The following is a 12,352-nucleotide window of genomic DNA, read 5'->3' on the forward strand; positions in this document are numbered from 1 at the left end:
GTGCGACGATTCGACTTGCACCCGATGGCTGAGTGTCAGTCGACATCGTCGGTGGCAGATTTACCGATATCGGGAGCAAGCCCCCTCCCACATTTTTGAACCTCAGTTGCGTCAGTCAGAAATCACCACTCGGCAAAACTGCCATCGGCATGACGCCAGATCGGGTTACGCCAGCGATGGCCGATAGCCGCGCGCTCAACCACATATTCCTCGTTGATCTCGATGCCAAGGCCCGGCCCGTTCGGAATCTTCACAAAGCCCTGGTCATAGTCAAATACCCCAGGGTCACGCACATAGTCGAGCAGGTCATTGCTCTCGTTGTAGTGAATACCCAGGCTCTGCTCCTGGATAAACGCGTTGTAGCAAACTGCATCCAACTGCAGGCACGCCGCCAGCGCGATTGGGCCGAGCGGGCAATGCAGGGCCAAGGCCACGTCGTAGGCCTCGGCCATGTTGGCGATCTTGCGGGTTTCGGTAATACCGCCCGCGTGAGAAGCGTCCGGCTGGATGATGTCGACATAACCTTCGCTGAGTACGCGCTTGAAATCCCAACGCGAGAACAGGCGCTCGCCCAGGGCAATCGGCGTACTGGTGAGCGGTGCCAATTCTTTCAACGCTTCGTAGTTTTCGCTGAGCACCGGCTCTTCGATGAACATCAGCTTGTAGGGGTCGAGCTCTTTCATCAGCACCTTGGCCATGGGCTTGTGCACACGGCCATGGAAGTCGACACCGATACCCACGTTAGGGCCGACCGCATCACGCACGGCCGCGACGTTGGCCAGGGCCAGGTCGACTTTTTCGAAGCTGTCGACGAACTGCAATTCTTCGGTACCGTTCATTTTTACCGCAGTGAAACCACGGGCCACGGCCTCTTTGGCGGCGCGGGCGGTGTCGGCGGGGCGGTCACCGCCGATCCACGAGTACACGCGGATCTTGTCGCGCACCTGGCCGCCCAGCAGATCGCTGACCGACACGCCGAGGGCCTTGCCCTTGATATCCCACAGGGCCTGGTCGATGCCGGCGAGGGCGCTCATGTGCACGGCTCCGCCACGGTAGAAGCCGCCGCGATAGAGCACGGTCCAGATGTCTTCGATATTGCGTGGGTCTTTGCCGATCAGGTAGTCGGACAGTTCTTCGACGGCGGCCGCGACGGTGTGAGCGCGGCCTTCGACCACAGGCTCACCCCAGCCAGTCACACCCTGGTCGGTTTCAATCTTGAGGAAGCACCAGCGCGGCGGGACGATAAAGGTCGTCAGTTTGGTGATTTTCATCTCTTGTCTCTCTTATAGATGCAGCGCCTGTGGGCGCGGAATTTGATATCAGCTCAGGGCTTTCCAGGCGGCGACATAAGCCTGGGCATGGCTCGCGACCTGATCCACTGTCATTCCCGGCTTGAACAGCCCGGAACCCAACCCGAACCCCTTGGCACCGGCGTCGATGAACACCTGCATGTTGTCCGGGGTAACGCCGCCCACCGGTAGCAACAAGGTGCCAGCCGGCAATACCGCCAGCCATGCCTTGATCACTGCCGGGCCGATTTGCTCGGCCGGGAACAGCTTCAATACATCGGCGCCTTCGGCCAGTGCAGCAAAAGCTTCTGTGGGAGTGGCCACGCCAGGCGACAAATACAGGCCCGCCGCCTTGGCGGCACGCAAGACCTTGGCATCGCTATGGGGCATGACGATCACCTGACCACCCGCAGCCTTGACCTGCTCGACCTGTTCCGGCGTCAACACCGTGCCGGCGCCGATCAGGCAATCGGCCGGCAGGCTGTCGCGCAGGGTGCGGATACTGGTGTACGGGTCGGGCGAATTGAGCGGGACTTCGATCACCCGAAAACCCGCGTCGTACAGCACCTTACCGATAGCCTGAGCTTCATCCGGGCGTATGCCGCGCAGGATTGCGATCAAACCGTTTTGCGCGAGTGCTTGCTTGAGCATGTCAGGCCTCCGTTACAGGTTGAATGAGCCCAGCCGCCACGGCCAATTGCCACAGGCCGCGTTCGGTGGCTTCCTGCGCCAGGCTCACGTGGGCAAAACCGCAAAGGGCGAGGGCGCGTTGATAGCGGACGCAGAGGGGTGCCGCGCCCACCAGGATGATGGGTTTATGTTTGGCGCTGTCTGGCAAGCCGGCGAGTTCGTGGCCAATCAGCAGGCCGGACAGGTAGTCGGGCTGCTGCTCGGGCGCCAGTTCAGCGGTCAGCCCCAGGGTACGGGCACTGAACAGCGTCGACAGCACGCCACGCTCGCCGTCTTTTGAAAGCGCCACCTGCACACCGCGATCGAAAGCCTCGGCCTGGAACTGCTCGCACGGCTGTTGGGTGCGACCCAGGATGCTGTGCTTGCTCAATATCGCAAACAGTTCACCTGTCATGAAGGTGTCGAAATGAGTAATGCGACCTTCGACCACCTCGACCCATTTGGAATGGCTGCCGGGCAGCCCAATCAACACCTGGGCACCAAGGCCTTGCAACACGCCGAGCACCTGGGTTTCTTCGCCACGCATCACATTGGGCAGGCCAACCTGTTCAATCACCCCCGGCACGATATGCACATCCACTGCGCGCAAGCTGCGTACGCAGTGCAACGCTTGGCCGAGGCCGGCGACATCTACAGGGGTGCTGCGATAAGCCGCTTCGCTCCAACCCTGGGCGCTGCCGACCATGCCGCAGGCGATCACCGGCAAGCCCGGTTGGGCGTCGAGCCAATCGCCACAGGCGGTATCGAACGCCAACTCAAAGCCGTTAGTGCAGTCAACGCCGGCGATGCTTCGGGGTTCGCTGGGCAAATGCATGATGCCCGAGGCCAGCGAGCGTTGTTCCAGCACTACGCCTGCGGGGCCGAGTTTGTAAGCACGAAGGGAGCTGGTCCCCCAATCGAGCGCGATCAATTGCGCCTGCATCGCTTCACCTGAAATGTGTGGGTGCTGAAAAAAGCAGATGGGCGAATATAAACCTACGTCCAGGAATATCTCAATATATAAATATCAATCCCACATAATGAGACAAGACAAGATAAGTCCTACAGCTCTCCCGGATTTTTTCGACGGAGACGCAAGGCTTTATCTGATAAGGAAGGTTAAAAAACCGACAAATTCAATTCGCGCATGGCCCCCATCCAGACCGCGTAGTCGGTGTGATCCTTCAAGTCATCGCCTGTTTCAGGGTGCAGGAACACCACCAAGCCATTTCGATGCAGCGCCAGCCACGGCAATACCACACCGATGTATTCCGGCTCGAACGCCAGCTGGCAGCTCCAATCCGGGTGCGGACCCACCGGCTTCTCGTGCACACGGCCCATGCGCAGGGGAAACAGCCTGGCCGCGTCTTCACATAGGGTACGGGCCTGTTCGATAGTGCTGGCATCGAAGTAGATGTGGGCGTGGTAGCCCTTGATACGTTGCATGACGAACTCCGGATCCAATATGCGCCGATCCTAGACCGCAATCGATGGCAGGGCCAGCTCGGTCAACGACTGCGCACTGCTGGCCTGCTCAGCCACCAGCCACTCGACAAAGCGCTCGACCAATCGCCCCCGGCGCTTGCGCTGGGGCTGCACCACGTAATAGCCGAACCGCGAGGTCACGGTGTCGCTGATTGGTCGACACAGCCAGTTTTGCTCCAGCAGGTTATCCACCAAGTGGCGCCAGCCGATGGCCACACCCTGACCAGCAATCGCGGCCTGGATCAGCAAGGTGTAGTTGTCGAAACGCAGTTGGCCAGGAGTCGGCGCAGCGGTGATGCCCAGTTCACGGAATACCCCGCTCCAGTCGAACCACTGACTGTTGTTTTCCTGGCGCAGGTGCAGCAACGGGTAGTCCTGCAAGGTCTGCACCGTCAGTGGCGCAGCCTGGCCCTTGAGCCATTGCGGACTGCACACCGGGAACACTTCCTCGTTGAACAGCCACAGGCTGTCGCCCTGCTTGAAGCGGCCATCGCCAAACAGTACCGCCACATCGATATCGCTACGCAGGGTGGCGTGGTTGCGCTCACTGGTCACCAGGCTGACATCCACCTGCGGGTTGGCTTGGTGGAAACGGTGCAGGCGCGGCATCAGCCAATAGGCAGCGAAGGCGAAGTCGGTGGCCACCTGCAGCACTTCATGCTGGTCTTGCTGGGAAATGGCGCTAAGGCCCTGGTTGATGCTCTGCAAGCCGCTTTGCACATGCTCGAACAGCAGCGCGCCGGCGTCGGTCAGTTCGATACCGCGATAAATGCGGTCAAACAGGCGGATTGCCAATTGCTCTTCAAGACGCTTGATCTGCTGGCTGACGGCCGGCTGGGTGGTGCCCAGTTCCATCGCGGCGGCGGTGAAACTGCGGTGGCGCGCCGCGGCTTCAAAGGCACGCAGCAGATCGAGGGAAAGGTCACCCAGCGCTTCATACATAAGTTTTACTTATCCTAGACATTGCTCTTCATGGGCTTTACCCAATATTTCTTGGGCTGCATGATCGTTCGCATAAACACCGCCTATGGAATGCCGAGAACCCATGAAGCGCAAGAACATTCTTTTCATCATGGCTGATCAAATGGCCGCGCCAATGCTGCCGTTCTACGGGCCGTCCCCGATCAAGTTGCCCAACCTCAGCCGCCTCGCTGCTCAAGGCGTGGTATTCGACGCCGCTTACTGCAACAGCCCGTTGTGCGCACCGTCGCGCTTCACCCTGGTCAGCGGCCAGTTGCCGAGCAAGATCGGCGCCTACGACAACGCCGCCGATTTCCCCGCCGATGTGCCGACCTATGCCCACTATCTGCGACGCCTCGGCTACCGCACCGCATTGTCGGGCAAGATGCACTTTTGCGGCCCCGACCAATTGCACGGCTACGAAGAACGCCTGACCAGCGACATCTACCCGGCCGACTATGGCTGGGCAGTGAACTGGGATGAACCGGACGTACGCCCCACCTGGTACCACAACATGTCCTCGGTGCTGCAAGCCGGCCCGTGTGTGCGCACCAACCAGCTGGATTTCGACGAAGAGGTGGTGTTCAAGGCCCAGCAGTACCTGTTCGATCATATCCGCGAGGACAGCGACCAGCCGTTCTGCCTGACCGTGTCGATGACCCATCCCCACGACCCCTACACCATTCCCAAGCCGTTCTGGGATCTGTACGACGACGCCGACATCCCTTTGCCTGCAACGCCGGCGCAAGGAGATTTGGATCCACACTCCCAGCGTTTACTCAAGGTCTATGACTTGTGGGACAAACCGCTGCCTGTGGACAAGATCCGCGATGCGCGCCGCGCCTACTTCGGGGCGTGCAGCTACATCGACAGCAATGTCGGCAAGCTCCTGCAAACCCTGGAAGACACCGGCCTGGCCGACGACACCCTCATCATCTTCTCCGGCGACCATGGCGACATGCTCGGCGAACGCGGCCTCTGGTACAAAATGCACTGGTTCGAAATGGCCGCCCGCGTACCGCTGCTGATCAGTGCGCCGGGGCAGTTCGCCGCTGGCCGCGTCACTCAGGCCGTGTCCACCGCTGACCTGTTGCCAACCCTGGTAGAACTGGCCGGTGGCGAGCTGGACCCATGCCTGCCACTGGACGGCCGTTCGCTGGTCCCGCACTTGCAGGGGCAGGGCGGGCACGACGAAGTGTTTGGCGAATACATGGCCGAAGGCACTATCAGCCCGTTGATGATGATTCGCCGGGGCGCCTACAAATTCATCTACAGCGAAGACGATCCTTGTCTACTGTTCGATGTGCACAACGACCCGCACGAGCGGGAGAACCTCAGCGAGTCACCGGAACACCGGGCGTTGTTCGAAGCGTTTTTGCGTGAAGCGCGGGCTAAATGGGACATCCCGGCGATCCACCAGCAGGTGCTCGCCAGCCAACGCCGTCGCCGCCTGGTGTTCGAGGCGCTGACCCAAGGCAAGCTGAAGAGCTGGGACCACCAGCCACTGGTGGACGCCAGTCAGCAGTACATGCGCAACCATATCGACCTCGACGACCTGGAGCGCAAGGCACGTTATCCACAACCCTGCCAAAACCAATAAATAGACAGAGGGAAGGCCATGCAAAAGTTGACGGTTGTGCTGGGCATGCTGGCGCTGACCAGCGCCAACGTATACGCGGACGCCAGTTGTGACACGGTAAAGATGGCCGATCCAGGCTGGAGCGACATTGCCGCCACCAACGCCATTACTGGCTTTTTGCTGACGGGCATGGGTTACAAACCCAAGGTAGACACTCTGGCGGTGCCGATTATCTTTGGCGGCCTCAAGGACGGCCAGGTAGATGTATTCCTCGGCAACTGGATGCCGGCGCAACAGGGTTTCTACGACAAGTTCGTGGTCAACGGCGATGTGGTGCAACTGGCGAAGAACCTCGACGGCACCGAGTTCACCCTCGCCGTGCCGGATTACGTATGGGACGCCGGGGTGCATGAGTTTTCCGACCTGAACAAGTTTGCCGACAAGTTCGATAAGAAAATCTACGGCATCGGCTCTGGCGCGCCAGCGAATCTCTCGCTGCAGGAGATCATCAAGAAAAATGACTTTGATCTTGGCCAGTGGAAACTGATCGAATCCAGCGAGCAGGCGATGCTCGCCGAAGTCTCGCGGGCGGTGAAGAGACAGCGTTTTGTCACCTTCCTCGGCTGGACGCCGCACCCGATGAACGTGCAGTTGAAAATGCGTTACCTCAAGGGCGGCGAAAAGTACTTTGGCGACACCGGCAGCGTGTATACCTTGACCCGCAAGGGTTACGCACAGGCCTGCCCGAATGTGGGAAAACTGCTCACCAACCTGAGTTTTACCCAGGAGATGGAGAACAGCGTCATGGCTGAGGTGGCCAATAACAAGGTCAGCAATGCCGAGGCAGCCAAGGCGTGGGTCAAGGCCAACCCGGCGGTGTTGGACAAGTGGCTCGACGGCGTGAAAACCCTGGATGGCCAGGATGCGTTGCCCGCGGTAAAAGCTCAACTCTAAGATGCGCCTCGATCCAAATGTGGTAGGGGACTGCCCCCGATGACGGCCTATCAGCTATGAATGTATTGGCTCAAACACCGCTATCGGGAGCAAGCCCCCTCCCACAGGGAGCCGGTGTGTACTGATACTCTAAGCCAAACCTCCTACCCGAGCCTGCGATGCCCCGGCCCAACCGCCATACACTCTTCCCCTTCCTCAGCTGGCTCCCGCGCCAAACCCGCGCCAGCGTCGGCCGGGATGCGATCGTCGGCCTCAGTGGCGCCGTGCTTGCCTTGCCGCAGTCGATTGCCTACGCGCTGATCGCCGGCCTGCCGCCGGAATACGGGCTCTATGCCGCGATCATCCCGGTGTTGATCGCATGCCTGTGGGGCTCGTCCTGGCACCTGATCTGCGGGCCTACGGCGGCCATTTCCATTGTGCTTTACGCCAGCATCAGCCCCCTGGCCGTGCCGGGCTCCCAGGACTACATCACGCTGATCCTGTTACTGACCTTCCTCGCCGGGGTTTTCCAGTGGCTGCTCGGCTTGCTGCGCTTCGGCGCGCTGGTGAATTTTGTCTCCCATTCGGTGGTGCTGGGTTTCACCCTGGGCGCGGCCGTGGTCATCGCCCTGGGGCAGTTGCCCAATCTGATGGGGCTGGATTTGCCGAGCCAGGCCACAGCCATCAATAGCCTGCTGGCGCTGATCGACCATGGGGCAGAGTGGGACCACGCTTCCCTCGCCCTGGGGCTTGGCACTTTACTGGCTGGTGCATTGCTCAAGTATCTGATGCCACGCTGGCCAACGCTGCTGATCGCCCTGACCCTGGGCAGCGTCGCAGCATGGCTGTGGCCGGCAATGTTCGGGCATGTGGCATTGGTCAGTGCGTTTATCGGCAAGCTGCCGCCGTTCAGCCCGTTGCCGATGGACCTGGACCTGGTCTTGCGCTTGCTGCCCAGCGCTGTAGCGGTGGGGATGCTGGGGTTGGTGACCAGCCTGTCGATCGCCCGTTCGCTGTCAGCCCGCTCGCAACAGTTGCTCGACGCCAACCAGGAAGTGCGCGCCCAGGGTTTATCCAACATCGTCGGCGGATTTTTCTCCGGCTACCTGTCGGCGGGCTCCTTCACCCGCTCGGGCCTCAGCTACGAGGCGGGCGCCTGCTCGCCGTTGGCGGGGGTGTTTTCGGCACTGTGGGTGGCGTTATTCGCGTTATTTGGCGCGGCGTTGATCGCACATATCCCAATCCCAAGCATGGCGGCGAGCATCCTGCTGATTTGCTGGGGCCTGATAGACCACCGGGGCATTCGAGCATTATTCCGAGTCAGTCGCGCCGAATTCGTGGTGATGAGCCTGACGTGTGTCGCCACCTTGCTGCTGGAACTGCAAACGGCCATTTATGCCGGGGTGCTGGCGTCGCTGTTTTTCTATCTCAAGCGCACCTCGCAACCACGGGTTCAGCAATGGCGCGACGGTGAGGAGGATGTGTTGCGAGTGGGCGGCTCGATCTTTTTTGGTGCTAGCCATTACCTGCAAGTGCGACTGCAAAGCTTGCAGGGCGAACGGGTGGTGATCGAGGCGCAGCAGATCAACTTTATCGACTATTCCGGGGTGGAGATGCTGCATCAGGAGGCGCGGCGGTTGGCGGGGCAGGGACGCAGCCTGACATTGCGTCGGGCCAGGCCGCAGGTAATCGAGGAGTTAAGAAAATTGGAAGGGGCCAACAGTTGCCCCATCCATTTCGAAGACTGAACACGATCAAAATGTGGGAGGGGGCTTGCCCCCGATAGCGGTGTGTCAGCCAACATATCGGTAGCTGACAGGCAGCAATTGGGGGCAAGCCCCCTCCCATATTTTGTATCTGTATCAGGCCAACTGACGGCGCAGTTCGGCCAGTACCGGCGCAGAATCCGGGCGCACCCCGCGCCACAGGAAGAAAGCTTCGGCCGCCTGCTCCACCAGCATGCCCAAGCCATCCATTACCACCGCTGCGCCGTGTTCCATGGCCCAACGGCAAAACGCGGTGGGTTCCTTGGCGTACATCATGTCGTAGCAGAACGTCTTGCCCGGTTCGACCAGGCTGCCGGCAATCGGCGGTACATCGCCTGCCAGGCTGGCCGAGGTAGCGTTGATGATCACATCCACCGGCTCACGCAACCAGTCGAAACCACTGGCAGACACCGGGCCCAGGTCGTCGAACAGCTCAGCGAGCAGCTCGGCCTTTTCCACAGTGCGGTTGGCAATGATCAACGATGAGGGTTGCTGCGCCAGCAACGGCTCCAGCGCACCGCGCACCGCACCGCCGGCACCCAGCAACAGGATGCGTTTGCCGTGCAGGTTAAGCCCGGCGTTCACCGTCAGGTCGCGCACCAGGCCGGCGCCGTCGGTGTTCTCGCCCAGCAATGTGCCGTCAGCCAATTTGCTCAGGGTGTTCACCGCCCCGGCGCGCTGGGCACGCTCGGTCAAGGTGTTGGCCAGACGGTAGGCTTCTTCCTTGAAGGGTACGGTGACGTTGGCGCCACGGCCCTGTTGGAAAAACTCACGGGCGCAATTGGTGAAATCCTCCAGCGGCGCAAGCAAGGTGCTGTAGTCCAGTTGTTCGCCAGTCTGCTCGGCGAACATACGGTGAATCAGCGGCGATTTGCTGTGGCCGATGGGATTGCCGAACACGACATACCGATCCATCACACCGCCGCCTTGGGCGCGACAACGCCGAGCCAGTCGCGGTCTTGCAAAAAGTAGTCGGTAAGGCGCGCTTCTTCGCTGCCGACCTCGGCTTTCCAGTCATAGCTCCAACGTACCTGGGGAGGCAGCGACATCAGGATCGACTCAGTGCGCCCACCCGATTGCAGGCCAAACAAGGTGCCACGGTCATAGACCAGGTTGAACTCAACGTAGCGGCCGCGGCGGAACTCCTGGAACTGGCGCTGCTGCTCGGTATAGGCCATGGCCTTGCGGCGCTGCACAATCGGCAGGTAAGCGTCGATATAGGCATCGCCGATGGCGCGAATGAAGGCAAAGCAGGTGTCGAAGCCCCACTCGTTCAAGTCATCGAAGAACAGGCCACCGATGCCACGGGGCTCATTGCGATGCTTGATGTGAAAGTAGGTGTCGCACCAGGCTTTGTAGCGCGAATAGACGTCCGGGCCAAACGGCGCACAGGCCTGCTCGGCCACGCGGTGCCAGTGGACGCAATCTTCTTCATTGCCGTAGTACGGGGTGAGGTCAAAGCCGCCACCAAACCACCACACCGGTTCTTCGCCGTCTTTTTCTGCGATGAAAAAGCGCACATTGGCGTGGGAAGTCGGTACATGCGGGTTGTGCGGATGGATCACCAACGACACGCCCAGAGCCTCGAAGCCGCGACCGGCCAGTTCAGGGCGATGGGCGCTGGCCGACGGTGGCAGGCCACTGCCAAACACGTGGGAAAAGTTGACGCCGCCCTTTTCGATCACCGCACCGTTCTCGATCACACGGGTGCGACCGCCGCCGCCGGCAGGCCGGGTCCAGGCGTCTTCGATAAAGCGAGTGTCCGTCTCGAAGGTTTCCAGGGCGCTGCAAATACGATCTTGCAGGTCAAGCAGGTAGGCTTTAACAGCCTCGGTGCGGGTAGTCATGGCATCACCTTGAATCGGGCAAAGCTACGCGAGGCCACTGGGCGTCGGCGGCAAATGGGCGCACAGGATACCACTGCATTCCGTTGCGTCGCAGTTGACGAAGATCAAGCTTAGGAGTGGGATAGGGGGCTACGCGAATGCAACCTCAGGAGAAGTGCAGATGGCCAAACGTATCCAGTTCAGCGCCCATGGCGGCCCCGAAGTTCTCGAATATGTGGACTACACGCCGGCAGAGCCTGGCCCGCAGCAGGTTCGCGTGCGTAACGAGGCGATCGGCCTGAACTTCATCGATACCTATTTCCGCAGTGGCCTCTACGCACCGCCCGTCCTGCCATCTGGCCTGGGCGCGGAAGGCGCCGGGGTGGTGGATGCCGTTGGCAGTGAAGTCACCCAGTTCAAGGTCGGCGACCGCGTTGCCTACGGCAGCGGCCCACTGGGGGCCTACAGCGAGTTGCATGTGCTGCCCGCCGCCAACCTGGTGCACTTGCCGGAGGACATCAGCTTTGAACAGGCCGCCGGCGCCATGCTCAAGGGCCTGACCGTGCAGTACCTGCTGCGCCAGACCTACGAGTTGAAAGGCGGCGAGACTATCCTGTTTCACGCCGCTGCCGGTGGCGTCGGTTCCCTGGCCTGTCAGTGGGCCAAGGCCCTGGGTGTGAAGTTGATTGGTACGGTCAGCTCCCCGGAAAAGGCCGCCCTGGCCAAATCCCTCGGCGCCTGGGAGACCATCGACTACAGCAAGGAAAATGTCGCACAACGCGTGCTGGAATTAACTGACGGCAAGAAGTGCCCAGTGGTGTACGACGGCGTCGGCAAGGACACCTGGCTGACCTCCCTGGACAGCACGGCGCCAAGGGGTTTGGTCGTCAGCTTCGGCAACGCGTCAGGCGCGGTAGATGGCGTGAACCTGGGCATCTTGTCGGCCAAGGGCTCGCTGTACGTGACGCGGCCGACGCTGGCGACCTATGCCAGCAACCCGCAGGCCTTGCAGGCGATGGCCGATGACCTGTTTTCGATGATCAAGAGCGGCAAGGTGCGCATTGATATCAACCAGCGGTTTTCGTTGGCGGATGCAGCCAAGGCGCAGACAGAGTTGTCGGGGCGCCGTACAACCGGCTCAACAATCCTGTTGCCTTAAGCGAGTCATCGCGGGCAAGCCCACTCCCACATTTGATCTGTGTCCGTCATGACAACGCGGTCAACATGTGGGAGGGGGCTTGCCCGCGATGGCCGCACCTCGGTCTTAGGAGGGCCGCACCACATCCCCCGTTACCAGGTCCCGAATCAGGCTCGGGTTCTTGCGCCCACCCAGGGCACCACCCAACACCAGGTCCAGTTGCCCGCGGAAATACTGCTCCACGCGAATCCGCGTGCGCGCCGCCGGACGCCCCTGAGGATTGGCCGACGTGGAAATCAGCGGCCCGACCTGTGCGCACAAGTCCCGCACCAACGGGTGGTCCGTGACCCGCAAGGCCACGGTGTCATGCATGCCTGTGACCCATTCCGGCAGCAAGTCCTGATGGGGCACCAGCCAGGTGTTAGGCCCAGGCCAGGTGCTGGCCATGCGTTCGATCCAAGTGTCCGGGAAGTCTTCAAACAGAAAGTCGAACTGACGGATATTGTCCGCCACCAGGATCAGGCCCTTGTCCACTGACCGGTTCTTGATCGCCAGCAGCCGATCCACCGCTTCTTCATTCCACGGGTCGCAGCCCAGGCCCCAGACCGCTTCGGTCGGATAGGCAATCACCGCGCCTGCGCGAATTTCCCGTGCGGCTTCCAGCACACGCCACCTGTTGACCATTGTTTACTCTCCGAACTAAAGCT

12 protein-coding genes are annotated in these 12,352 nt (G+C 60.9%); 4 read left to right on the forward strand and 8 right to left on the reverse strand.

Translation table 11 applies throughout. The annotated features are described in order from the left end of the window. Positions 1 to 122: 122 nt before the first annotated feature. From dgoD to QZR30_RS04040, 5 genes are all read right to left on the reverse strand, one after another. A complete protein-coding gene (dgoD, locus tag QZR30_RS04020) occupies positions 123 to 1,271 on the reverse strand; it encodes a galactonate dehydratase (RefSeq protein ID WP_046070237.1) in 1,149 nt (382 codons plus the stop codon). A gap of 48 nt (positions 1,272 to 1,319) precedes the next feature. After that, positions 1,320 to 1,940 carry a 2-dehydro-3-deoxy-6-phosphogalactonate aldolase gene (locus QZR30_RS04025; protein WP_056847530.1) on the reverse strand — a complete coding sequence of 207 codons (621 nt, stop codon included), beginning with the start codon at positions 1,938 to 1,940 and terminating at the stop codon, positions 1,320 to 1,322. Position 1,941: 1 nt separating this feature from the next. Further along, entirely contained in the window at positions 1,942 to 2,901 is a 960-nt protein-coding gene (locus QZR30_RS04030; protein ID WP_056847529.1) for a 2-dehydro-3-deoxygalactonokinase, read from the reverse strand. Positions 2,902 to 3,077: 176 nt separating this feature from the next. Further along, entirely contained in the window at positions 3,078 to 3,404 is a 327-nt protein-coding gene (locus QZR30_RS04035) for a DOPA 4,5-dioxygenase family protein (RefSeq protein WP_043048273.1), read from the reverse strand. A 30-nt stretch (positions 3,405 to 3,434) separates the two neighbouring features. After that, complete coding sequence (locus tag QZR30_RS04040) at positions 3,435 to 4,385, reverse strand: choline sulfate utilization transcriptional regulator (RefSeq protein WP_046070234.1); 951 nt, start codon at positions 4,383 to 4,385, stop codon at positions 3,435 to 3,437. 103 nt (positions 4,386 to 4,488) lie between these two features. On the opposite strand from QZR30_RS04040, the gene betC reads away from it, so the two are divergent. The 3 genes from betC to QZR30_RS04055 all read left to right on the forward strand — a co-directional run bounded on the left by betC (position 4,489) and on the right by QZR30_RS04055 (position 8,663). Beyond that, the gene (betC, locus tag QZR30_RS04045) at positions 4,489 to 6,003 is read left to right on the forward strand and encodes a choline-sulfatase (RefSeq protein ID WP_311902952.1); all 1,515 of its coding nucleotides are present in this window, start codon (positions 4,489 to 4,491) and stop codon (positions 6,001 to 6,003) included. An 18-nt stretch (positions 6,004 to 6,021) separates the two neighbouring features. Further along, on the forward strand, positions 6,022 to 6,936 hold the full coding sequence (choX, locus tag QZR30_RS04050) for a choline ABC transporter substrate-binding protein (RefSeq protein WP_046070232.1): 915 nt from the start codon (positions 6,022 to 6,024) through the stop codon (positions 6,934 to 6,936). Positions 6,937 to 7,094: 158 nt separating this feature from the next. Further along, positions 7,095 to 8,663 carry a SulP family inorganic anion transporter gene (locus tag QZR30_RS04055; protein ID WP_311902953.1) on the forward strand — a complete coding sequence of 523 codons (1,569 nt, stop codon included), beginning with the start codon at positions 7,095 to 7,097 and terminating at the stop codon, positions 8,661 to 8,663. Between the two features lie 114 nt (positions 8,664 to 8,777). On the opposite strand, the gene aroE is transcribed toward QZR30_RS04055, so the two are convergent. Both aroE and hemF read right to left on the reverse strand, forming a co-directional pair. Next, positions 8,778 to 9,596 carry a shikimate dehydrogenase gene (gene aroE, locus QZR30_RS04060; RefSeq protein ID WP_311902954.1) on the reverse strand — a complete coding sequence of 273 codons (819 nt, stop codon included), beginning with the start codon at positions 9,594 to 9,596 and terminating at the stop codon, positions 8,778 to 8,780. After that, complete coding sequence (hemF, locus tag QZR30_RS04065; protein WP_056847525.1) at positions 9,596 to 10,528, reverse strand: oxygen-dependent coproporphyrinogen oxidase; 933 nt, start codon at positions 10,526 to 10,528, stop codon at positions 9,596 to 9,598. Before hemF ends, aroE begins: the two co-directional genes overlap by 1 nt. 160 nt (positions 10,529 to 10,688) lie before the next feature. Here hemF and QZR30_RS04070 point away from each other — a divergent pair, with 160 nt between their 5' ends. Beyond that, positions 10,689 to 11,666, forward strand: a complete 978-nt coding sequence (locus QZR30_RS04070; protein ID WP_311902955.1) for an NADPH:quinone reductase — start codon at positions 10,689 to 10,691, stop codon at positions 11,664 to 11,666. A gap of 105 nt (positions 11,667 to 11,771) precedes the next feature. Here QZR30_RS04070 and QZR30_RS04075 read toward each other — a convergent pair whose 3' ends face one another. Continuing rightward, entirely contained in the window at positions 11,772 to 12,329 is a 558-nt protein-coding gene (locus QZR30_RS04075; RefSeq protein WP_043048265.1) for an L-threonylcarbamoyladenylate synthase, read from the reverse strand. Positions 12,330 to 12,352 lie beyond the last annotated feature (23 nt).

The organism is Pseudomonas sp. rhizo25, from assembly GCF_031931935.1.
In the GTDB taxonomy this organism is placed as follows: Bacteria; Pseudomonadota; Gammaproteobacteria; order Pseudomonadales; family Pseudomonadaceae; genus Aquipseudomonas; species Aquipseudomonas synxantha.

Coding starts and splice junctions, on each gene's coding strand:
- dgoD (WP_046070237.1), bottom strand. CDS start 1,271: ATGAAAATCACCAAACTGACGACCTTTATCGTCCCGCCGCGCTGGTGC.
- QZR30_RS04025 (WP_056847530.1), bottom strand. CDS start 1,940: ATGCTCAAGCAAGCACTCGCGCAAAACGGTTTGATCGCAATCCTGCGC.
- QZR30_RS04030 (WP_056847529.1), bottom strand. CDS start 2,901: ATGCAGGCGCAATTGATCGCGCTCGATTGGGGGACCAGCTCCCTTCGT.
- QZR30_RS04035 (WP_043048273.1), bottom strand. CDS start 3,404: ATGCAACGTATCAAGGGCTACCACGCCCACATCTACTTCGATGCCAGC.
- QZR30_RS04040 (WP_046070234.1), bottom strand. CDS start 4,385: ATGTATGAAGCGCTGGGTGACCTTTCCCTCGATCTGCTGCGTGCCTTT.
- betC (WP_311902952.1), top strand. CDS start 4,489: ATGAAGCGCAAGAACATTCTTTTCATCATGGCTGATCAAATGGCCGCG.
- choX (WP_046070232.1), top strand. CDS start 6,022: ATGCAAAAGTTGACGGTTGTGCTGGGCATGCTGGCGCTGACCAGCGCC.
- QZR30_RS04055 (WP_311902953.1), top strand. CDS start 7,095: ATGCCCCGGCCCAACCGCCATACACTCTTCCCCTTCCTCAGCTGGCTC.
- aroE (WP_311902954.1), bottom strand. CDS start 9,596: ATGGATCGGTATGTCGTGTTCGGCAATCCCATCGGCCACAGCAAATCG.
- hemF (WP_056847525.1), bottom strand. CDS start 10,528: ATGACTACCCGCACCGAGGCTGTTAAAGCCTACCTGCTTGACCTGCAA.
- QZR30_RS04070 (WP_311902955.1), top strand. CDS start 10,689: ATGGCCAAACGTATCCAGTTCAGCGCCCATGGCGGCCCCGAAGTTCTC.
- QZR30_RS04075 (WP_043048265.1), bottom strand. CDS start 12,329: ATGGTCAACAGGTGGCGTGTGCTGGAAGCCGCACGGGAAATTCGCGCA.